19 protein-coding genes are annotated in these 21,013 nt (G+C 45.7%); 14 read left to right on the top strand and 5 right to left on the bottom strand.

Annotated elements, in window-relative coordinates; genetic code table 11:
- Window positions 1-8 precede the first annotated feature (8 nt).
- The 5 genes from OW491_RS00805 (at window position 9) to OW491_RS00825 (ending at window position 4,759) form a co-directional block, all read left to right on the top strand.
- Complete coding sequence (locus OW491_RS00805) at window positions 9-497, top strand: SCP2 sterol-binding domain-containing protein (RefSeq protein ID WP_341217849.1); 489 nt, start codon at window positions 9-11, stop codon at window positions 495-497.
- A 176-nt stretch (window positions 498-673) separates the two neighbouring features.
- Window positions 674-2,341 carry an AMP-binding protein gene (locus tag OW491_RS00810; protein ID WP_215150936.1) on the top strand — a complete coding sequence of 556 codons (1,668 nt, stop codon included), beginning with the start codon at window positions 674-676 and terminating at the stop codon, window positions 2,339-2,341.
- 10 nt (window positions 2,342-2,351) lie between these two features.
- On the top strand, window positions 2,352-2,936 hold the full coding sequence (locus OW491_RS00815) for a DUF2889 domain-containing protein (protein WP_075179798.1): 585 nt from the start codon (window positions 2,352-2,354) through the stop codon (window positions 2,934-2,936).
- Window positions 2,937-2,985: 49 nt separating this feature from the next.
- The gene (locus OW491_RS00820) at window positions 2,986-4,011 is read left to right on the top strand and encodes a nitronate monooxygenase family protein (RefSeq protein WP_075173731.1); all 1,026 of its coding nucleotides are present in this window, start codon (window positions 2,986-2,988) and stop codon (window positions 4,009-4,011) included.
- 10 nt (window positions 4,012-4,021) lie between these two features.
- A complete protein-coding gene (locus OW491_RS00825; RefSeq protein ID WP_290034377.1) occupies window positions 4,022-4,759 on the top strand; it encodes an enoyl-CoA hydratase-related protein in 738 nt (245 codons plus the stop codon).
- Between the two features lie 61 nt (window positions 4,760-4,820).
- Here the strand turns inward: OW491_RS00825 and OW491_RS00830 are convergent, their stop codons facing one another.
- Both OW491_RS00830 and OW491_RS00835 read right to left on the bottom strand, forming a co-directional pair.
- Window positions 4,821-5,198 carry a hypothetical protein gene (locus tag OW491_RS00830; RefSeq protein ID WP_178969308.1) on the bottom strand — a complete coding sequence of 126 codons (378 nt, stop codon included), beginning with the start codon at window positions 5,196-5,198 and terminating at the stop codon, window positions 4,821-4,823.
- Window positions 5,199-5,315: 117 nt separating this feature from the next.
- A complete protein-coding gene (locus OW491_RS00835) occupies window positions 5,316-6,572 on the bottom strand; it encodes a glycerate kinase (protein WP_290034378.1) in 1,257 nt (418 codons plus the stop codon).
- A 204-nt stretch (window positions 6,573-6,776) separates the two neighbouring features.
- Between OW491_RS00835 and OW491_RS00840 the strand changes: the two genes are divergently transcribed.
- The 6 genes from OW491_RS00840 (at window position 6,777) to OW491_RS00865 (ending at window position 12,624) form a co-directional block, all read left to right on the top strand.
- Window positions 6,777-7,697, top strand: coding sequence for a glutaminase (locus tag OW491_RS00840; RefSeq protein WP_075179801.1), 921 nt, complete (start codon window positions 6,777-6,779; stop codon window positions 7,695-7,697).
- Between the two features lie 233 nt (window positions 7,698-7,930).
- Entirely contained in the window at window positions 7,931-8,683 is a 753-nt protein-coding gene (locus OW491_RS00845; protein ID WP_075173735.1) for an electron transfer flavoprotein subunit beta/FixA family protein, read from the top strand.
- Entirely contained in the window at window positions 8,680-9,609 is a 930-nt protein-coding gene (locus OW491_RS00850) for an FAD-binding protein (protein ID WP_075173736.1), read from the top strand. Before OW491_RS00845 ends, OW491_RS00850 begins: the two co-directional genes overlap by 4 nt.
- Before the next feature lie 440 nt (window positions 9,610-10,049).
- A complete protein-coding gene (locus OW491_RS00855; protein ID WP_075179803.1) occupies window positions 10,050-11,453 on the top strand; it encodes a cytochrome ubiquinol oxidase subunit I in 1,404 nt (467 codons plus the stop codon).
- Window positions 11,453-12,460 carry a cytochrome d ubiquinol oxidase subunit II gene (gene cydB, locus OW491_RS00860; RefSeq protein WP_075173890.1) on the top strand — a complete coding sequence of 336 codons (1,008 nt, stop codon included), beginning with the start codon at window positions 11,453-11,455 and terminating at the stop codon, window positions 12,458-12,460. Before OW491_RS00855 ends, cydB begins: the two co-directional genes overlap by 1 nt.
- On the top strand, window positions 12,460-12,624 hold the full coding sequence (locus OW491_RS00865) for a DUF2474 domain-containing protein (RefSeq protein ID WP_215150943.1): 165 nt from the start codon (window positions 12,460-12,462) through the stop codon (window positions 12,622-12,624). The genes cydB and OW491_RS00865 overlap by 1 nt, the downstream gene beginning before the upstream one ends.
- 68 nt (window positions 12,625-12,692) lie before the next feature.
- Here the strand turns inward: OW491_RS00865 and OW491_RS00870 are convergent, their stop codons facing one another.
- Together OW491_RS00870 and OW491_RS00875 are read right to left on the bottom strand one after the other, a co-directional pair.
- Window positions 12,693-15,284 carry an EAL domain-containing protein gene (locus OW491_RS00870; protein WP_290034379.1) on the bottom strand — a complete coding sequence of 864 codons (2,592 nt, stop codon included), beginning with the start codon at window positions 15,282-15,284 and terminating at the stop codon, window positions 12,693-12,695.
- A gap of 126 nt (window positions 15,285-15,410) precedes the next feature.
- The gene (locus OW491_RS00875; protein ID WP_290034380.1) at window positions 15,411-16,592 is read right to left on the bottom strand and encodes a benzoate/H(+) symporter BenE family transporter; all 1,182 of its coding nucleotides are present in this window, start codon (window positions 16,590-16,592) and stop codon (window positions 15,411-15,413) included.
- A 133-nt stretch (window positions 16,593-16,725) separates the two neighbouring features.
- Between OW491_RS00875 and OW491_RS00880 the strand changes: the two genes are divergently transcribed.
- The 3 genes from OW491_RS00880 to OW491_RS00890 all read left to right on the top strand — a co-directional run bounded on the left by OW491_RS00880 (window position 16,726) and on the right by OW491_RS00890 (window position 19,704).
- Complete coding sequence (locus OW491_RS00880; RefSeq protein WP_290034381.1) at window positions 16,726-17,316, top strand: XRE family transcriptional regulator; 591 nt, start codon at window positions 16,726-16,728, stop codon at window positions 17,314-17,316.
- A gap of 32 nt (window positions 17,317-17,348) precedes the next feature.
- Entirely contained in the window at window positions 17,349-18,086 is a 738-nt protein-coding gene (locus OW491_RS00885) for a 5-oxoprolinase subunit PxpA (RefSeq protein WP_075173742.1), read from the top strand.
- A gap of 184 nt (window positions 18,087-18,270) precedes the next feature.
- A complete protein-coding gene (locus tag OW491_RS00890) occupies window positions 18,271-19,704 on the top strand; it encodes a PEP-CTERM sorting domain-containing protein (protein ID WP_290034382.1) in 1,434 nt (477 codons plus the stop codon).
- A gap of 244 nt (window positions 19,705-19,948) precedes the next feature.
- Here the strand turns inward: OW491_RS00890 and OW491_RS00895 are convergent, their stop codons facing one another.
- The gene (locus OW491_RS00895; RefSeq protein WP_075173744.1) at window positions 19,949-20,821 is read right to left on the bottom strand and encodes an AraC family transcriptional regulator N-terminal domain-containing protein; all 873 of its coding nucleotides are present in this window, start codon (window positions 20,819-20,821) and stop codon (window positions 19,949-19,951) included.
- Between the last annotated feature and the right edge of the window lie 192 nt (window positions 20,822-21,013).

Here is a 21,013-nt window from a genome sequence, read left to right on the forward strand (position 1 = left end):
GATAGCGCGTGCACTGGATTCTAAGGTTTAGTGCTGGCCGTTGGCTGGCACACCATTTTATTAATTATAAAGCGGCGCGCTATGAGGCTCGCCGACAAGCTAGCCTCGCTGGCGAGGCTAACAATAACAGCGTACTAAACACAGCTGCAGAACAAGAAGATAACTCTAAGGAGATAGTAATGGCTGATCTGGCAAACGTATTTGATGATATGAAAGGGCGTTTTAATAGCTCTGCGGCGGGTGATCTAGACGCTGTTTTCCAATACCAAATAGAAGATGGCGTACCGTATTATGTCGTGATTAATGACGGAACCTGTGAAACAGCGCAAGGCGAGCATGATGACCCTACGGTCACATTAATGATGGACAGCGAAACTTTGCAAGAAGTCCTCTCTGGCGAGACTGACGGAATGCAAGCTTTTATGGCTGGCCGAATTCGTGCAGATGGTGACATCATGCTAGCCACACGTTTGACCGCTCTGTTTCCGGTGGGTTGATAAAGCGTCTGCTGGCGAACTGTTTGGTTAGCCAGCTAATTTACCAACTTTCCTGCTACACTAAATGCACATGTTAGTCCGATCAAACGGAGCTTTATAGGGCTCTTAGGCTAAATGTTGCATAGCTCGGACTACAGTCCGCCCATGCATAAAAATAAAGATTTTGGGGGCAGTAAATGGACCATGCTCGTGGATCCTGGATTCCGGAAAACCTGAATCCAAAAGGTTATCGGCATATTGTAGATATGTTTACCGATGCCTGTACCCGTTTTGCCGATCGTCCGGCCTTTACTAGTTTTGGACGCACGCTGACCTATCGAGAATTAGACCGTCTGTCTGATTCGTTTGCTGTGTACTTGCAGCGTGATACGGACTTGCAACCGGGGGATCGAATCGCAATTCAGCTACCAAACATGATTCAATACCCTGTGGTGTTAATGGCGGCATTTAAAGTGGGCTTAGTCGTTGTAAATACCAATCCGCTGTATACGCCACGCGAATTGGAGCATCAATTTAAAGACTCTGGTGCTAAGGCTCTGATCATTCATGCGAGTATGGCGCATAACGCTGAGCAAATCATCGCCAACACCCTCATCAAAGATGTGTTCGTTACCCAGATCGGTGACTTGCATGGCTTTGTTAAGCGCACCTTGCTAAATACAGCCATTAAATACGTTAAAAAAATGGAGCCTGATTATAACTTGCCAATGGAGCAACCATTGCGCGGAGCGATGATGGCTTACATGGGTGAAAAGCCCTCGCCTGTGGATATGTGTACGGAAGATGTTGCGGTATTGCAATACACGGGAGGGACGACCGGTGTAGCGAAGGGCGCGATGCTAACGCACGGTAATCTAGTATCGAACATGCTACAGGGCCATGATTTAATTAATCGTGCTGAAAAAAATTGGCAAGACGTCACCATTTCTCCTCTACCGCTTTACCATATCTATGCATTTATGATTGCAATGGTTGTTATGGAAGAGGGTGGGCACAGTGTGCTTATTACCAACCCCCGCGACATTGCTGGGTTTGTTAAAGAGCTCAAGCGCTGGCCAATTTCGACCTTCCTTGGTCTTAATACATTATTTGTCGCGTTATGTAATAACGACGACTTTAAAGCTCTCGATTTTAGCCACCTTAAAGTAACTATTTCAGGCGGCATGGCACTTACACATGCCGCAGCCGACCAATGGAAAGAGATTACAGGCTGCGATGTAATGGAAGGTTATGGCCTGACAGAAACCTCCCCAGCTGTATCAATAAACCCGCCAGGCTTGACGGAAATCGGAACGATAGGCTGGCCACTGAGTGATACTGATGTAGTCATCATAGGCACTGACGGTACGGTTTTGCCAGACGGTGAAATAGGCGAGCTGTGTGTTAAAGGGCCGCAGGTTATGAAAGGTTATTGGGAGCGGGAAACGGAAACACAGGCCAGTTTTACCCATGATGGTTACTTGATTACGGGTGATGTTGCTGTCCGCGAAGCGAATGGCCGATTGCGTATTGTGGACCGTGCAAAAGATCTCATCATTGTCTCTGGCTTTAATGTTTACCCGAACGAAATTGAAGAGGTGGTGAGTTCGCATCCATTGGTGATCGAGTGTGCTGCCGTGGGTATACCGGACCCGCGCTGTGGGGAAATCCCTAAAGTTTTTGTCGTGCGCAAAGATAACGAGCTGTCAGAGCAAGACATGATTAAGTGGTGTAAAGCGAGGCTCACAAACTATAAAGTTCCTAAAAAAGTGTGCTTTGTTGAAGAGCTACCCAAATCCAATGTTGGCAAAGTATTGCGTCGTATGTTGAAGGATAACGACGATACACCAAAGGATGCCGCGTAAGGAGCACGCTATGCCTATTTCCCGCCCCGTGCGTCGCCGCCAAATACATCGGCGTGTGATTAATTGCATCGGTTATGAACGTGAAGACGGCTTATGGGATATTGAAGCCGAAATGCGTGACCTGAAAACCGATAATGTGGATAACCCAGAACGAGATGGCTATGTGCCAGCAGGTGAGCCATTCCATCATATGTGGCTGCGCATAACGGTTGATAGAAGTCTGTTGATTCATACTGTAGAAGCATCTATTGATCAATCACCGTTTAAAATTTGCCCTTCGGCGGCGCAGGTCTTTAAGCGCTTAGAAGGGACACGTATTAGTGGTGGCTGGCTACGTAAAACCCGAGAACTCGTTGGTGGAGTGCAAGGCTGCACACACTTAAACGAGTTATTGCCGGTGTTAGCGACAACCACGATACAAACGCTATGGCCGGGTACCGAATCCGAAGTAATGCGTTTAGGCGCTTCTAAAATGCTGAACACTTGCCAATCGTGGGCACAGAACAGTGATGTTATTAAGCGCTATATTCCTGAGTTATACACGCCAGAGCTACCAGAAAATATCCAAAATAGTTTGATTGCTGTCAAAAAGTAATCATCTGAATTTGACCTATAACACTAATAAATCAAAGTTGGAGTGCATCATGAGCTTACCCTCGATTTTTCAAGGTTGCTTAACCCTGCCTGTAATCTCAAGCCCTATGTTTTTAGTTTCGGGCCCTGAGCTTGTAATCGAAGCATGTAAATCGGGTGTGGTAGGGACGTTTCCTGCATTGAATCAGCGCACGAGCGAAGGTTTTGAAGAGTGGCTTATTCAAATTAAAGCGGAGTTAGCAGACTTTGAGGCGCAGACCGGACAAAAACCGGCCCCTTTTGGTGTGAATCTTATAGTGCATAAAACAAACCCGCGTTTAGAAGCCGACGTTGCATTATGCGTTAAGCATCAAGTCCCTCTGATTATTACCTCTTTGGGCGCGGTTTCCCAATTAGTGGATGCGATTCACAGTTACGGAGGGTTAGTTTTTCATGATGTTGCACAAGTACGCCATGCTGAAAAAGCCGCAGAAGCCGGGGTTGACGGTCTCATCGCTGTTTGTGCAGGAGCCGGTGGACACGCGGGAGTACTGAGTCCATTTGCATTTGTGAACGAAATTCGCCAATTCTTTAAAGGCACGGTTGTGCTGGCGGGATGTTTATCGACGGGCCGTGATATTGCAACCTCACAGATGATAGGCGCTGACATGGCTTATATGGGCACGCGTTTTATTAACACACAAGAAAGCCGTGCGATGGAAGATTATAAGGAGATGATTAACGCCAGTTCGGCATCTGATATCGTTTATACGCCGGAAATATCGGGCATACCTGCCAATTTCTTGAAACCGAGCTTGGTTGCAGCAGGGCTTGATCCAAATACGGGTAAACGTCCAGAAGCGCCTGTGGACGAAGTGAAAAAACCGGATTTAGGTGAAGAGCTTACAGCACCTAAAGAAGGAGCGTCTGCGTGGAAGTCTATTTGGTCTGCAGGGCAAGGGGTAGGCTCAATAGACAATGTTCCCACGGTTCAAGCGTTGGTTGCTGAACTGCACCGTGAGTATGTCGATGCCACCGTTGAGTATGCCGGCGCTAGTCGTGAATATGCTTTAAAGCCACAGTTATCACAATCATAAGGGGTGGGTTATGGCGGTTCATCAAGCATTAGACAATCACATACTCACGTTAATGATCGACAGGCCTGCCAAGCGCAATGCTTTAACGATCGACATGTATCAAGCTCTCATTAATGGCCTTGAGTATGCAGAGCAAGACGATGGTATCAGGGCGGTCATTATTACCGGCCAAGTAGATTGTTTTAGCGCCGGCAATGATATTCCGGATTTCATAGCTGCCGCTTCGAACCCAGAGCGAGCTGCTCGTCCGCTGGAATTTTTGCAAACGATCGCCAACTTTACCAAGCCGTTGGTTGCTGCTGTAGCGGGTGATGCAGTAGGGATCGGCACCTCAATGCTGTTGCATTGCGATTTGGTATACGCTAAATCTGACGCGCGCTTTCAGCTCCCCTTTACTAAGCTAGCGCTAGTACCTGAGGGCGGCACTAGTTTGTTAATGCCACGTCAGTTAGGTCATCATTTAACCTACGAGCTGCTCATTTTAGGTGAGCCTTTCAGTGGCGAACGAGCCGCACAGCTAGGCTTGATCAATGGCACTGTTGAAAATCCTTTATCATTCGCTCAGCAACAAGCCGATAAGCTAGCGAAAATGCCTGCAGAGTCACTCAAGATCAGCAAGCAGATGATTAAAGCGCCTATCCAAGAGTCGTTAAATAAAACCTTAGTGGATGAGGTCGAGCAGTTTAAAAAGCGTCTAACCAGCCAGGAAGCTCAGGCTGCGTTCATGGCGTTTATGAGCAAAGGGTAGGGTCGCGTAACAACTACATTAGTGAGCCTAGGTTTACCCAAGGATCACTAATGTAGGCAGTTTATTCCTCGTATGTGCAATATTCGAAAGAAGGGTCTGCACAGCAACTAGGCCCACAAGCTATTGTTGTCCCATCGTTGATATAGATTAATCCCCCGAAATCGAAGGTGAAGTCTTTTACTAATCCGTTATCGAGTAAAGTTCCTGAAACGGAGCAGCCGGTGGTTGAATAATGATCGTGCAGTTCTGTTTCAGTGACTCTTACACCTGTGTCGATGATATATTCAATATCTGAAATGAGTGGCTGAGCGCATCCATAGTTGTTTATATCGTTTACTACAAGAGAGCTGCGAACTTGAGTGTATTTTGGGTTTTGCACACCGTGTGTTGTGCAAGCCGTTAGCCAAATACAGCAGAGCAGAGGGCCTAATAATCTCATTTTTATCCTCTGTAAATTTCACCTTTCTCATCTATCAAAAAATGAGCGCCTTCTTTCTTATTGTTCCACTCATTAAGAACTGGCTTTCCGCTAGAGCTTCCAGTTCTATGGAACAGCCTAAAGTGGCTGAATCAGAATTGCCCTAAAATCATTGACGTTTGTGAGTGTTGGTCCAGTGATTACCTGCTCGCCAATCTGTTCAAAAAAGGTATGGGCATCGTTGTTAGCTAACGCGGTTAATGGATCATTGCCTGCTACTTCGGCTTTGTGCAAGGTGTCAGGACCTACTAAGGCGCCAGCGACTTCTGCTGCGCCATCAACACCGTCAGTATCGCACGCTATGGCAAAGATTCCGGGGGCGGCATCTAGCGCGATAGCTAAACTTAAACAAAACTCCGCGTTAGGTCCGCCAATGCCTTGGCCTTGTCGGGTTACGGTGAGTTCGCCACCTGAAAGTAGTAGGACTGGGTTGTCTTCGGGTGCTAGCCCAGCTTGTATTGATTGCGCTAAAGCGGCTTGTTCTTTGGCGACTTCACGTGCTTCCCCGTCAATCTCATCACCTAACACTTTCACGGTATAGCCTTGAGATTTAGCCAAATCGGCGGCCGCTTTAATAGAGTGTGAAGGGGCTGCATAAATAATGTTTTCTACACGTTCTAGCCGTTTGTCATCTTTAGGGACAACGCCTGAGCCTTTGAGTAAATGTGTTTTTACCGATGCGGGAATGTCTATTTTATAGCGCTGTAAAATGTTTAACGCATCCACTGGGGAAGAGTCATCGCCAGAGGTTGGACCTGAGCCTATATATTCGATTTTATCGCCCGAAACATCTGATATGAGCAGTGCACGTAAAGTGGCAGGGTACACCGCTGTGGCGAGTTGCCCGCCTTTGATCTGGCTTAGGTGTTTACGAACAATGTTCATTTGATCAATAGGTGCTCCACTGGCGAGCAGTGCCGTATTAATCGCTTGTTTTTCTTCTAGCGAAATCCCATCGGCTGGTGCGATCATTAATGCGGATGCTCCGCCAGATATCAAAGCTAATACGTAATCGTTCTCTGTTAGCTCTTTAACATGTTCAAGTAACGATTGCGTTGCTTGAAGGCCCGCTTGGTCAGGAACGGGGTGTGCCGCTTCGATCACTTCAATGCCTTGGCAAGGGCGTGCATATCCATAGCGTGTAATCACGAGTCCTTCACATGGCCCCCAGGCTTTTTCTACCGCTTCCGCCATGCGAGCACTGGCTTTACCTGCACCAACAACAAATACTCGGCCCGCTGGTTTGCTGGGTAAATACTCATGGAGTGATTGCATGGGGTCTGCTACTTCGACGGCTTTATCAAATAAGGTCCTAAGCATAGCTTTTTCAGTCATGTGTCCCTCTCTATACATCGGCTTGTATGATGGCAAACGCTGCATTGTGATGCTGATATGGGTAAGTGAAGATTTGGAGTACTTGCACTATTTAAGATGACATAATTACGTGGCCTCTTCCAGCTCTGGCTATACTTGGGTATTTAATTTACTTTTTATGGGTAGTGCAGTGATCTCAATTGTGTTTTTAAGGTTACAGAACGAATGCAAAAAATCCTAAACGATATCGCGGCTGCTATGGCGCAAGAAACCGAGCGCGGTAAGGTTGCTGATTATATTCCTCAGTTGGCGCATGTAGATCCTAATCAGTTTGGAATTTCTGTGGTTTTGCCAGACGGACAGGTATTTAGTGCAGGGGACGCTAAAACGGCTTTTTCCATCCAAAGTATTTCTAAGGTGTTTACGCTGACGATGGCTTTGGGCAAATTGGGCGATGCGGTATGGAATAAGGTGGGGCGCGAGCCTTCCGGTGATCCGTTTAACTCTATTGTTCAGCTAGAACATGAAATGGGAAAACCTCGTAATCCGTTTATCAATGCGGGAGCGATAGCCATAGTAGATGCCATTATGATGGGTCATCAGCCTAAAGAAACATTGGCTGAAATTTTACAGTTTGTGCGTTTTATCGCGGATGACAACAGTATTATTTTTGATCATAAAGTGGCTGAGTCTGAAATGGAACATAAGGACCGTAATGCGTCGTTAGCGCACTTTATGAAATCGTTTGGTCGTATTAAACACCCTGTTGATAACGTGCTGGGTACCTATTTTCATCAGTGCTCAATTGCTATGAATTGTGAGCAGTTGGCGCGAGCGGGGCAGTTTTTAGTATCCGATGGCGTTAATGCGAGCACTAATACGCGTGTTGTGTCCCCGCAACGAGCGAGGCGTATTAACTCGCTGATGATGATGTGCGGTCATTATGATGGTTCGGGGGAGTTTGCTTTTAGGGTGGGTTTGCCCGGTAAGAGTGGCGTGGGCGGCGGTATTTTGGTGATTGCGCCGGGCAAAGCTTCGATAGCCGTTTGGTCGCCAGGCTTGGATACCATTGGCAATAGTCAACTCGGGACGCAAGCGTTAGAAATGCTTGTTCATAAAACGGGCTGGTCTATATTTGGTAAGTAGTGCAATTTATTGGTGCTTTGATAGGCGGCTTGATCTTTTTTGCTACTAATTAGTATTTAATAAATCCCTTTATATTCAGTGGCTTGTTTTTATATGAAAGTTTTTGTTATTAACTAAGACAATTTTTGTCATTGTGAGATCTTTATTCCCGCCTATTATAGAGAGTATCTAACGCTTTAGCCGTTGTGATGGCTTGAGTAACTACACTATAAGAAAAGGAAGAGGCAACTGGTATGAAGATCCTTGTCGCCGTTAAGCGCGTGATTGATTACAACGTTAAAGTGCGTGTTAAAGCTGATAAAACGGATGTTGATCTCAGCAATGTCAAAATGGCCATGAATCCGTTCTGTGAAATAGCGGTAGAAGAAGCCGTTCGTTTAAAAGAGAAGGGCATAGCGGATGAAATCGTGGTTGTTTCTATTGGTAGTAAAGCATGCCAAGAACAGATTCGTACGGCATTAGCGCTAGGAGCTGATCGCGGCATTCAGATTGAAACACAAGAGAGCCCTGATTCACTGAGTGTTGCTAAGTTGTTAGCTAAGGTTGTGGAAGAAGAGCAGCCTGGGTTAGTGATTTTAGGTAAGCAAGCGATTGATTCTGATAACAACCAAACCGGCCAGATGTTGGCCGCCTTACTGGATCGTCCACAAGCCACGTTTGCGTCAGAAGTTGTTGTCGATGGCGATAAAGTCAAAGTAACACGCGAAATAGATGGCGGCTTACAGACGATTGAGCTAGATCTTCCGGCTGTCATTACAACCGATCTTCGTTTAAACGAACCTCGTTATGCTTCATTACCCAATATTATGAAAGCCAAGAAGAAGCCGTTGGATGTTAAAACGGCTGAAGAGCTAGGTGTGGTGGTAAAAAGTGGCATCACTTTGTTAGGCGTAGAGCCGCCAGCTGAGCGTCAAGCAGGGATAAAAGTGTCTTCTGTTGCTGAGCTAGTCGATAAATTGAAAAATGAAGCGAAGGTGGTGTCATGAGTATTCTAGTGATTGCAGAGCACGACAATCAGGTGCTCAAACCCGTTACCTTAACAACAGTTGCTGCGGCAACCCAAGTAGGCGGTGATGTTGATGTCTTAGTGATCGGTAGTGGTTGCCAAGGGGTTGCTGAGCAGGCCGCTAATATAGCAGGAGTCTCACGGGTACGTGTCGCTGATCATGCTGATTACACGCATCAACTAGCTGAGAACACCAGTAAATTGGTTGTCTCGGTTGCTCAAGGCTATACCCATATTTTTGCCCCAGCGACAACCACAGGAAAGAACATGCTACCCCGAGTAGCCGCGCTGTTAGATGTTAATCAACTATCTGATATTAGCGCTGTTGTCAGTGCGGATACTTTTAAACGCTCTATTTATGCGGGTAATGCCGTTGCGACTGTGCAGTCTTGTGATGCAGTTAAAGTGGCGACGGTGCGCGGAACGGCGTTTGATGCAGTTGCCGCCGAAGGTGGGAGCGCAACCATTGAGGCCGTTGGTGAAGCCATTGCTTCACAGCACTCTCGGTTTGTGGGTGAAGAGTTGGCCGTTTCTGATCGTCCTGAACTTACGGCCGCTTCAATTGTAGTATCCGGTGGTCGTGGCATGGGGAATGGCGATAACTTCAATATTCTTTATGCGCTTGCAGATAAGTTAGGTGCCGCAGTGGGGGCTTCGCGCGCCGCCGTTGATGCTGGCTTTGTACCGAATGATATGCAAGTTGGCCAAACGGGTAAAATGGTGGCTCCCGACTTATACATCGCTGTGGGTATTTCTGGTGCTATCCAGCACTTAGCGGGTATGAAAGACTCAAAAGTCATTGTCGCTATCAACAAAGATGAAGACGCTCCTATTTTCCAAGTAGCGGATTATGGATTGGTCGCTGATCTATTTGATGTAATTCCTGAGTTAGAAGCTGCTTTATAAATACACTTCAAAATGGCCTCGTGCAGTGTAATAAGAATGAGCTATACCTGTGTGTAGCACGCGCGGCAAATTGTCGCATTGTTGATACTTTTCTTATGTTGCACACTGCGCGGGGCTGAACTATTGCACATAAACCACTTATAGATTGGTTGATCCCCGCAATGTTGAGCTGCTGTAGGCGGCTCTTTTTTAAAGTTTTATATTAGAATTAACTAATTTTAATGAAAGCGTTAAAATCCAGCCTTCATTGGGTATAGTTAAGCTTGCCCTATCGTGGATATCCACGTTTCACAATAAGAAAACTTCTTTCTTTCCATTGCGATCTATTTGTACTTTGGTCGCTGTAAGACGAATTCGGGTACATCATTACCACCGGTAATCTGTACACCAGTAAGCTCACGTCACAGTGGGTTTAGGATTTGGTAACAAAGGACAAGACGATGTTTGATTTGAGTGCAGTCGACCTAGCTCGCGTGCAATTTGCTTTTACAGTTTCGTTTCATATTATTTTTCCTGCCATAACGATTGGTCTGGCCAGCTATTTAGCGGTGCTGGAAGGCCTCTGGTTAACCAAGAAGAACCCTATCTATCGTGATCTTTATCACTTTTGGTCAAAAATATTTGCTGTGAACTTTGCTATGGGCGTCGTCTCTGGATTGGTGATGTCTTATGAGTTTGGTACAAATTGGAGTGCTTTTTCAACGTTTGCTGGTGGCGTGACGGGGCCATTATTGGCTTATGAAGTGCTCACAGCCTTCTTTTTGGAGGCTGGTTTCTTAGGGGTGATGCTATTTGGCTGGAACCGCGTTGGTCCTGGTTTGCACTTCTTTTCTACCATTATGGTCGCTGTGGGCACGCTTATATCCATGACCTGGATCTTAGCGTCAAATAGCTGGATGCAGACGCCACAAGGCTATGAGATTGTGGATGGTCGGGTTGTTCCAGTGGATTGGATCGAAATTATTTTTAATCCATCGTTCCCTTATCGGTTAGTTCACATGGCGTTAGCGGCTTTTTTAGCAACGGCTCTGTTTGTGGCGGCCTCCGGGGCTTGGCATATGCTCAAAGGGTCAGCTAAACCTCATGCCCAAAAAATGTTTTCGATGGCCATGTGGATGCTACTCATAACCGCTCCTTTGCAGATTATTGCGGGCGACTTTCATGGTTTAAATACGCTTGAGCATCAACCGGCTAAAATAGCGGCGATGGAAGGACATTGGGAGAATGAGCCAGGAGAAGAGGGTGTCCCACTTATTCTCTTTGGATGGCCTGACATGGAAGCGGAGGAAACCAAGTACGCCCTTAAAATTCCGCACTTAGGTAGTTTAATTTTGACGCATACGTGGGATGGGCAATTTGAAGGTCTCAAATCCTTTGCGCCAGAAGATCGTCCTTATGCTCCTGTGGTGTTTTGGAGCTTTAGAATCATGGTTGCTCTAGGAATGTTGATGCTATTGCTTGGAGTATGCGGACTCTGGCTTCGCTGGAAAAAACGCCTCTATGAGTCACCATTATTCCTTAAGTTTGCTTTGGCAATGGGGCCTGCTGGGCTGATTGCTATATTAGCCGGTTGGTTTACCACCGAGGTTGGTCGTCAGCCTTGGGTTGTCTATGGCGTAATGCGCACGGTTGATGCGGCATCAGATCACTCGGTTGCTGCGCTAACCACTACACTGGTTGCCTTTGTGGTTGTTTACTTTGCGGTGTTTGGGATAGGTGTTAAATACATGCTTTCTCTCATTAAGGAGGGCCCGGAGGAACATCATGACCCGGCCGATGGAGAAGACAGTACGCACCGTCCTGCTCGTCCTTTATCTGCGGTTTCTGATGAGGTGAAGTTATGATGAATATGGATCTTTCGATGGCTTGGGCACTCATTATTGGTTTTGGCTTAATGATGTACGTGCTGCTCGATGGCTTTGATTTGGGGTTAGGGATCTTATTTCCTTTTATTGATCACCCTGATGAGCGGGATGTCATGGTTAATACCGTCGCGCCGGTATGGGATGGTAACGAAACCTGGTTGGTGATGGGCGGCGCGGCGCTGATGGCGGCCTTTCCACTGGCATACAGTCTAGTGCTAAGCGCCTTGTACATCCCTTTAGTGTTTATGTTGATTGGCTTGATATTGAGGGGAGTCGCGTTTGAGTTTCGCTTTAAGGCAGATGAACATCACCGCCCATTCTGGGATAAGGCGTTTATTGTCGGTTCTTACTTAGCGACCTTCTGCCAAGGCGCTGCGATGGGGGCGTTTATTGATGGTTTTGCTATCGAGAATGAGCGCTTTGTTGGCGGAGCACTCGACTGGTTAACTCCATTTAGTGTGTTTACTGGGATTAGCCTGCTGGTTGCTTATGCTTTGTTGGGCAGTACCTGGTTGGTGATGAAGACAGAAGGGGGGCTGCAAAAGCGTATGCGAGCGTTGTCGCGCCCAATTACTTTTTTGCTGTTGGCTGTAATAGCGGGTATTAGTATTTGGTCACCTATCGCTCATCCCGAGATAGCTAGCCGGTGGTTTACGATGCCCTACTTACTTTATTTCTCACCTGTGCCTATTTTAGTTGTGCTGGTTGCTTTTGGGATTTTACAAGCATTGAATCGCCGAGCAGAAGCGATGCCTTTTATCATGACGCTTGGCTTATTATTTTTAGGGTACAGCGGCTTGATCATTAGTTTGTGGCCAAACATTATCCCTCCGGATATTACCCTACAACAAGCTGCTGCACCGGCAGAAAGTCAGCGCTTCACCTTGGTTGGAGCACTCATCATCATTCCATGTATTTTGGCTTATACTTTTTGGTCTTACTACGTGTTTCGCGGCAAGGTAAGAGTGGGGGATGGGTATCACTAATGTCTGAGCGGGCCAAAGAAAATAACCCAGATCAAGCTGAGCGCCCTGTGTGGTTAAAACGAGTTGGTTGGCTAGTCGTCATTTGGTCCGCTAGCGTAGCGGGCTTAGGTGTAATTGCTTGGTTGCTTAAATTTTTTATGCAAGCGGCGGGATTGTCACCTTAATCGTACAAGAGCTAAAGACTATCGAGCCTGCTTTACTTGGGGCTCGATAGTGGTGAACTTGTATGGATTTATTTCATGGTTGATTGAATAAAGGCTGTGAATTCGTCAACAGGAATGGGTTTCTGAAAGAAGTAGCCTTGAAAATGGCTACATTTCTCGTGGATTAAGCAATCTAACTGCTGCTGGTTTTCGACGCCTTCGGCAATAACATTCAGGCCTAAGCTTTCTGTCATAGCAATAATCGTGCGGACGATGGCTATGTCTCGATCTCCACCTGGGATATCACGCACAAAGGACTGATCTATTTTAAGTTGATAGAGCGGTAACTTTTTGAGGTATTGCAATGATGAATAACCGGTCCCAAAATCATCGAGTGATACTTGTATGCCTAAGCTACCTAATTGACTAATCCTCGTGGCCGCCTTTTCAATATCATCTAAAAGTAGCCCTTCTGTTAGTTCAAATTTAAGTCGTTCTATTGGAAAGCGATAACGGCCAATCGTTGATTTTACTTGCTCAATGAAATCATCAAGGTGGAATTGCTTAGCGCTTACGTTAATCGAAATCGATAAATGCTGGGTTGCGGGGTTGTCTTGCCATTGATCGAGTTGCTCGCAAGCAGACTCCAGAACCCACTGCCCTATAGGTAAGATAAGTCCGGTTTCTTCGGCTAAAGGAATAAACTCTACCGGGGGAATTAAGCCGCGTTGAGGGTGAATCCAACGAATGAGAGCCTCCGCGCCGATTGGCTTTAAAGCATCATTCACTTGCACTTGGTAATACAGTTGGAACTCTTTTTGTGCGATAGCAACTTCTAACTCGCGCTCACGCTCGACGCGAATGTTAATAGCATCTTGCATGTCGTTATCAAAAAATCGAAGCTGGTTACGGCCTGATTTTTTCGCTTGATACATGGCTATATCGGCTTGTTTTAATAGCTCTTCAACCTCGCTAACGTCGCCATGAAATAATGCAGCACCTGCGCTTGTCGAGAGCGTGTAATCTTCTTGCTCGAGTTTGTAGGGGGTGCTTAGTTTGTCGAGTATCTTGTGGGTGATAATCTCAGTTTGTGTACCCGCGTGTAATTCATTGCTATTTAGATTTTCTAGAATAATAACAAATTCATCTCCTCCTAAACGGGCAACGGTATCGTGACTTCTCACACAAACAGAAAGGCGTTTGGCTACTTCGTTTAATAGAGTGTCGCCAACACTATGGCCTAATGTATCGTTTAGCGTCTTAAATTGATCCAAATCTAGGAAGAGTAAAGCGCCAGTCGTTCCATTTCTCTTGTTAGTAATCACGGCCTGACGTAGACGTTCTAGTAACAGGCGCCGGTTAGGCAGCTGTGTAAGGGGGTCGTAGAAAGCCAGTCTTTCGATTTCTTCTGCGGCTTCTTTGCGCAAAGTGATATCTGTAATGGTGGCAACGTAGTTTGTTATCTTCCCGTTTGCATCTTTGACGGCTCGGATAGATAAGTGTTCTGGATATTCGTGGCCATGCTTATGGCGACCCCAAAGTTCACCTTCCCAAAAGCCAGTCTCGTTAATGTTCTGCCACAACGTTGATCGTTGGGCGGTGTCGTTTAGTTGTGAATTGAGTATATCCGGAGATTGGCCTATGGCTTCTTCTGCGCTATAGCCTGTGATGCGCGTGAATGCTTGGTTGACCTTGATAATGATGTGGTCGGCATTAGTCACTAGCATTCCTTCGTTTGATTCGAAGGCGGTTGCGGCTATGCGAATTTCTTTTTCAATACGGTGGGTGGTAATAACGATATCAGCTAGGCTGGCATAGCTCTCTATTAATTGTATTTCTTGTTTTGAAGGCAGCATCGGCGTTCGGTGATAAATGGCAAAAGTGCCTAATACCATCCCGTCGCTATCGATGATTGGTTGAGACCAGCATGAGGCTAAGTTGGCTTTTTTAGTCAGCGCTTTAAATTCTTGCCAATAAGGGTGAGTTTGTAAATTTTCGGCGATGACTCGCTCTCCGCGAAAAGCAGCGGTGCCGCAAGAGCCAATACCATCACCAATTAACAACCCTTCAACGGCCGTGTTATAAAAGTCTGGCAGGCTGGGGGCTGCCCCGTAGGTGAGCTGTTTTGTCTCTGGATTGAGTATCAGAATACTGCAAAGCATCTCGGGGTTTGCATGCTCTACGTTGCGGACAATTTGCATTAAGATATCTGGTAAAGGGGTCGCTTTTGATAGGCTTTCAAGTACTTGGCTTCTCCCTTGTTCCCGCATTTCTGCCAATTGTCTAATACGGATTTCTCGTCGTAAAACCCAAACCCAATAACCGGTTAATAACAGTAACGATGAGGCAATCATCATATATTTAATGACGGTATCAGTTTGTAAGCCTTCCTCTAGAGATAACCTAAAACCACTGTTGAATATTGCATTTGCTGCTTCCGGCGAAGTGTCAGTGTCGTCCAAGCTATCAGGACTCATGGATTGAATATCTTGAGTGCGGTGTAGGTCGATATCTCCGCTTTGTTTAAGTGTCTCGCTTGTTTCGACAAATTCAGGGGTTTTTGACGCTTGCGCCGCTAAAGGCGGTAGCCATAAAACTAAGCCGTAAAGAACTACCAATGAGATAGCAGTGAATGCTGTAGGTAGGTGTGATGTGCATATAATGCCGAATAATCTATGCATGTGTTCCGAATTAGGAGATGTGGAGGCGAACAGCTCACATCTATTATTATGTGTTCTACTGAGTATAGACTAATTCCTAACAGATACTTATGGAAAAAAAGAGGGCATTGAGCAGAAATCAATTGGTTATTTTGTGAATGCCTTCTTTAGATAAAAAGCGGCTAAGCCAAGTACGATGCCCCAAAAAGCACTACCAATACCCATGATGCTCAAGCCAGAAAGCGTGACTAAAAAAGTAATGAGTGCAGCTTCCCTTTCTATTTCATTATGCAAGGCAGCGCTTAGGGAGTTCCCAATTGTACTGAGTAGAGCGAGCCCTGCTATCGACATGACAAGCACCTGGGGAAAGGCTGTAAACAGGCTTGCCACGGTAGCGCCAAAGATACCTGTGAAAAGATAGAACAGGCCGGCCCAAATTGAAGCAATGTATCGCTTACTACTGTCTGAGTCTGCCTCTTTACCCATGCAAATGGCAGCCGTAATTGCGGCAAGGTTATAGGAGAAGCCACCAAACGGGGCAAATATCACACCAGTGATCCCTGTCCATGTCATTAAAGGAGAGGCTGGGGTGTGGTAGTTGTTTGCACGCATCACGGCAATGCCAGGCATCATTTGAGAAGTCATCGTTACAATAAAAAACGGGATGCCTACGCCAATTAAACTGGCCGTGTTAAACGTTGGGGTGACCCACACAGGAGAAGTTATTGTGAAATGTAGGGTTTCTAAGTGAAGTAGATCTTGGGTATAGGCTAGGAGTACGCCAGCCATCAATGTTATCGGTATAACATAGCGTGGTTGCAGAGGTTTAACGACTAAGTACGTGGCTAGCATGCCAACCGCTAACATCCATTGAGTCTCGATCGATGTAAATACATTCACACCGAAGGGGAGTAGCACACCCGCAAGCATAGCTCCGGCGAGTGATTGGGGTATCCAGCGCATGAGCATATCGAACCAGCCTGTGAGGCCGCAAAGCATTATCAGTGCAGAGCTAAATATGAAGACGCCAATCGCATCGCTCATGGATACACCTGACAAACTTGTTACCAGCAAAGCGGCACCGGGTGTTGACCATGCGGTTAGCACCGGAGATTTGAAGGCAAGCGATAACCCGATACTGGTTAGTCCCATGCCGATACCGAGAGCCCACAGCCATGAGCTTGTTTGGGCTTCGCTGGCGCCTAAGGTCTCTGCTGCCTGAAAAATGATAACAGCGGAGCTTGTGTAGCCTACGAGCACTGCTACAAAGCCTGCGGTGAAACGAGAAAAGTTAAACAACCCTAAAACAGTTGATATGAGGTAGGCCACTGTCAATTCCTGAGTGTTTGTGCGTTATAGCGTACGTGGTGGCAATCTTAGCATTGGTGCGTTATAACGCACAATAGAAACACCGTTTGTTCAAAGCAAGTTACTGTCGGTGTGATTACTCAGTAGGGGACTTATGCAGCCGGTTAATCAATTTATTGCTTTGTCGCTTAAGCAGATGAGGGCAAATAAAGGATGGAGTCTAGATAAGACATCTCAAAAAACAGGTGTGAGCAAAGCCATGCTTGGACAAATAGAGCGAGGGGAGTCCAGCCCAACGATTGCTACTTTATGGAAGATAGCGACTGGTTTTGAGGTATCGCTAACAGCACTTATAGAGCCCCCTAAAACTGATGACCCCTCCGTTACACGGGGCGTTCCCTTTCGCTCGGCTCATAATGTTCGGAATCAGCCTGCCCAGAATAGCATGTTTGTTGCGCCGTTATTTCCTTATGATGACCAATTAAATTTCGAATGGATGGAACTGACGTTTGTGGCAGGCTATGAACAGTACTCAGAGGCTCATTCTCCTGGCGTAATTGAGCATGTCGTTGTTATCAGCGGAAGCGTTGAGCTATATATTGACGAGCATTGGCATACCTTTAAAGCAGGGGATGCAGTGCGCTTTAACGCTGATAAGCCTCATGGTTACCGGAATCAATCTCAAGTTGATTCCGTGGTTCATAACCTGATTTATTATCCAGAAAAAACTGAAGCGGAGCGTTAGGTTTTTATGTTTTTCAATGCAGAAGGTATCTGATGAAAATTAATTGCGATATGGGTGAAAGTTTTGGCCCTTGGGTAAAAGGCAATGACGTTGAGGTCATGCCGTATATTGATCAAGCAAACATTGCCTGTGGCTTCCACGCCTCTGATCCATTAACGATGTTATCAACGGTTAACTTGGCAGTAAATGGAGGCGTGGAGATTGGGGCGCATCCAGGATATCCGGATTTGCTGGGTTTTGGTCGCCGTGATTATCATTGCTCACGTGAAGAGCTAATAGCAACATTGCTATATCAAATAGGTGCGTTAGACGCTATTTGTAAAAGCAAAAGTTCTCGTATCCAGTATGTCAAACCCCATGGCGCACTGTATAACAAAATGATGGTAAGTGATGACAGCTTGCGAGCAGTGATGACAGCAGTGGCTTCCTATGAAGTGGGTTTGCCATTAGTAGTTATGTCCACTAACCGAAATGACGAAGTGCAAGCGCTAGCTGATCAGTATGACCTCCCGCTAATATTCGAAGCTTTCGTTGATAGGGCTTACGATGATGACGGCTTGTTGGTAAATCGCCGGCATGAAGGTGCTGTTCATGACAATCTGGGGCGCATAGAGCTACAGGTGGCTGAGATTGTAAATGATCAAGCAGTAACAACGTTGAGCGGCAAGAAAATACCCTTACGTGCCGATACATTATGTATACATGGCGACAACCCGCATTCAGTTGAAATCGCACGTTACATTTACGAGTTGTTAGATAGTTATCGATAGTTTTATGAATTAAAGCTGAATAGTTCAATTAAATCAAACACTTGTTTGTGTCAGAAAATTTTACAAACAAGTGTTTCCTATTTGAGTCTATATTGCATTTAATCCTTTTTTATCAAATATTTATTGTCATTGGTCTGAAATTTGCTTTTATGAGTTTTCATATCAATTTAACAAGGATGGTTTGATGAAACTTGGTATAAAAAATGTGCTAGCGGTTGCTGTGTTAGCTGGCGCCTCTCTATCCGCACAAGCTGCTGTTTGGAGTAGCGATCTTAATGGGGAAAATACGATATTTGATAACTCTGTCGAACCAGGCGCCATAAACTATAACGGTACGACGGTCGATTTGAATTTTGATCTCAATTTTTACGGCACAAGCTATGATTGGATTAATGTTATAGATAACGGTGGTGTTCGTTTTGTAAAGCAGCAAATGGGTTCATGTGCCGATATGCAGGGAACGTCTCTTGCTAACAATGGTATCAGTGCTTTTGTGACATCGGATTGTGCTCCAGGTATGTATACGGATGGTCTGTATGATACCTATATAACGTCTACTGATGATCAAATAAAAGTAGTTTGGAACAGCCAGCTTCCGGATGTAAATGGCGGGGATAATTTAGTTAATAACTTTCAGTTAACGTTAACTGACATGTCTGGCGTTACAGGAACAAATGGAGACTTCAATGCGGAGTTTCGTTATAACACCATTGAGTGGGTTTCTACCCCATCCACATATTTTATCCAAAAATTTATTGCAATAGCAGGCGTTACTAAGAACTCAGCTTTTGCTGATCTGTCGATTTTGGGAGACACTCCGCCGACGCCTGCCAGTGTTGATGATCCTGTTTATTTCCCAAATCTGGATGACATTGATGCTGGATATTTACTGGATATTACGGAGTACTCTTATAATTCCCTTGAAGATGGCGTTTATATTCTTCCATTTAGAAACGGCGTCCCTGTGTACACAGCGGCTCAAGAAGGCTATGACGTTTTAGCTTTCACAGATGAAGCACAAGATTATTTTGATAACCTAAATGACTTAAATGATGGAGTTTATGTTGGCTCGGAAGGTTCAGGTACATCAGATAACCCTTTTATGCCTGTCACTATCAATGAAGACGGGGATGTTGTGGATGGCAACAACCAAGTTGTAACATTTGACTTTCTCTTCGAAGTTCTCGACGGAGAAGTTGTCTACATCGATCCTGAAGTAGCCATTGGTTACGATTATGTTGTTACAGACAGCAGCAGTCCGCTTGTGGCTTCTGTTATCTTACCTACCGGTTTTGGTGATGATGAATACGCAATTTATGTGTGGGATGGTTCCGAGTATGTCTTCGTAAGCGAGCTGACGGCTGGTGATGAGTACTTCTTTGCTGATGCGGTTGATAATTTCCGAGTGATGGGAATTGAGACAGATGCAAATGTCGATCCTGCTGACCCATTAGCCTTTATAACGGGCTTAACGTTCAACTCAAGCGGTACGGTTTATATGTCGCAGACGCCGGTTGTGTTTAATACCGATGCTAGTGCCGTTCCTCTTCCGGGTACATTAGTGTTGATGGGCCTAGGATTATTTGCAATGGGCACTTACCGACGTCGTGCTGCGTAGCTATAACTATTTGTGCTTTTTAAACGCCCCTATTAGGGGCGTTTTTGTATCTGTCTGAAAATTTCAGGTGTCAGGTTCGATCATGGAGAATCGGTTGATGCTTTTCTGACCGATATCTTCAAAGCGTCATGTAAGTGTGCTTAGGGATGCTTACCCCAAACTTATACAAGTACTTATCCACAGATAATGTGTATAAAGCGCTAGCCATGATGGGGTGGCGCGGGGAGCATTCGGGTATATTCAGTTATGGTCGTACATCTTGTTTTGGCGGGGTGCCAAAGTAGCTTTTATAATCACGGCTAAATTGGTTGATGCTTTTGTAGCCTACGGCCAGAGCGGTTTGTCCCACATTAAGATCGTCATGCGATAGCAACAAGCGAGCTTTAATCAGGCGTAGGCGTTTCAGGTACTGCAAAGGTGAGCATCTAGTTACTTCTTTAAAATGCTTATGGAAGTTTGAAACACTCATATTTGCTTGATCTGCAAGCGATTCTACCGTCACACCTTGGTCAAATGATTTGTGCAATTGGCTTAGTATACGGATCACGCGTGAGTAATTACCTTGGTTTAAAATCAAGGCACTTAAAGCAGAGCCTTGTTCGCCTTTGAGTGCTTCATATATTACCTCGCGAACACGTGCCGTTCCCATTACTCGTGCATCAATAGGATCGTGTAGTGCTCGCACTAACCGGCTCACGGCTTCTTGCATACCGGGTGTCATTGCAACAGAGTCCATAGGCTTGGGGCTTAGATCATGGTCTGTGGGTAAACCGTTAACGGGTAACGAGCTGTGTACAAGTTCCGCTAGGATAACAAGGTCAATACTCACCGATATGCCAAGTAGTGGCTTACCTTCTTCTGCATAGGTTTCGCATTCAAAAGGTAACGGTAGTGTTTGTACTAAATAATGACCTGGGTTGTACTCGATAACACGATCACCAAGGTAGCCAATTTTTTTACCCTGCGCGATGAAAATCAAACTGGGCTCATAGATGAGCGGACTACGGCCGTGAGATTCGTGGCAAGTTAAAACAGATACGCCTTCAATATCGGAGGGGTGCATGCCTTCTTCACGCTGTAAAGGCTCAAGTAGGCTGACAAGATCAGACAGTGACATAGCAATTACCTCTTATAAATACCTTATTGTTCAACATCCGTGGGTCTGCCAATGACTTCGTTTATAATAGTAGGATTATGCCTAAATGACCGCTCAATAATCCAAGTAAACTGCTGTCTTTAAGAGAAATAGGCAAAAACCTAACAGGAATGAGGCTCACGTTGTTACGGGTAACGCTGGATAATGGATCAG

It is taken from the genome of Neptunomonas sp. CHC150 (assembly GCF_030397555.1).
GTDB classification, from domain to species: domain Bacteria; phylum Pseudomonadota; class Gammaproteobacteria; order Pseudomonadales; family Balneatricaceae; genus Neptunomonas; species Neptunomonas phycophila.

Coding starts and splice junctions, on each gene's coding strand:
- OW491_RS00855 (WP_075179803.1), top strand. CDS start 10,050: ATGTTTGATTTGAGTGCAGTCGACCTAGCTCGCGTGCAATTTGCTTTT.
- OW491_RS00820 (WP_075173731.1), top strand. CDS start 2,986: ATGAGCTTACCCTCGATTTTTCAAGGTTGCTTAACCCTGCCTGTAATC.
- OW491_RS00850 (WP_075173736.1), top strand. CDS start 8,680: ATGAGTATTCTAGTGATTGCAGAGCACGACAATCAGGTGCTCAAACCC.
- OW491_RS00830 (WP_178969308.1), bottom strand. CDS start 5,198: ATGAGATTATTAGGCCCTCTGCTCTGCTGTATTTGGCTAACGGCTTGC.
- OW491_RS00895 (WP_075173744.1), bottom strand. CDS start 20,821: ATGTCACTGTCTGATCTTGTCAGCCTACTTGAGCCTTTACAGCGTGAA.
- OW491_RS00845 (WP_075173735.1), top strand. CDS start 7,931: ATGAAGATCCTTGTCGCCGTTAAGCGCGTGATTGATTACAACGTTAAA.
- OW491_RS00835 (WP_290034378.1), bottom strand. CDS start 6,572: ATGACTGAAAAAGCTATGCTTAGGACCTTATTTGATAAAGCCGTCGAA.
- OW491_RS00870 (WP_290034379.1), bottom strand. CDS start 15,284: ATGCATAGATTATTCGGCATTATATGCACATCACACCTACCTACAGCA.
- cydB (WP_075173890.1), top strand. CDS start 11,453: ATGAATATGGATCTTTCGATGGCTTGGGCACTCATTATTGGTTTTGGC.
- OW491_RS00815 (WP_075179798.1), top strand. CDS start 2,352: ATGCCTATTTCCCGCCCCGTGCGTCGCCGCCAAATACATCGGCGTGTG.
- OW491_RS00880 (WP_290034381.1), top strand. CDS start 16,726: ATGCAGCCGGTTAATCAATTTATTGCTTTGTCGCTTAAGCAGATGAGG.
- OW491_RS00825 (WP_290034377.1), top strand. CDS start 4,022: ATGGCGGTTCATCAAGCATTAGACAATCACATACTCACGTTAATGATC.
- OW491_RS00885 (WP_075173742.1), top strand. CDS start 17,349: ATGAAAATTAATTGCGATATGGGTGAAAGTTTTGGCCCTTGGGTAAAA.
- OW491_RS00810 (WP_215150936.1), top strand. CDS start 674: ATGGACCATGCTCGTGGATCCTGGATTCCGGAAAACCTGAATCCAAAA.
- OW491_RS00840 (WP_075179801.1), top strand. CDS start 6,777: ATGCAAAAAATCCTAAACGATATCGCGGCTGCTATGGCGCAAGAAACC.
- OW491_RS00865 (WP_215150943.1), top strand. CDS start 12,460: ATGTCTGAGCGGGCCAAAGAAAATAACCCAGATCAAGCTGAGCGCCCT.
- OW491_RS00890 (WP_290034382.1), top strand. CDS start 18,271: ATGAAACTTGGTATAAAAAATGTGCTAGCGGTTGCTGTGTTAGCTGGC.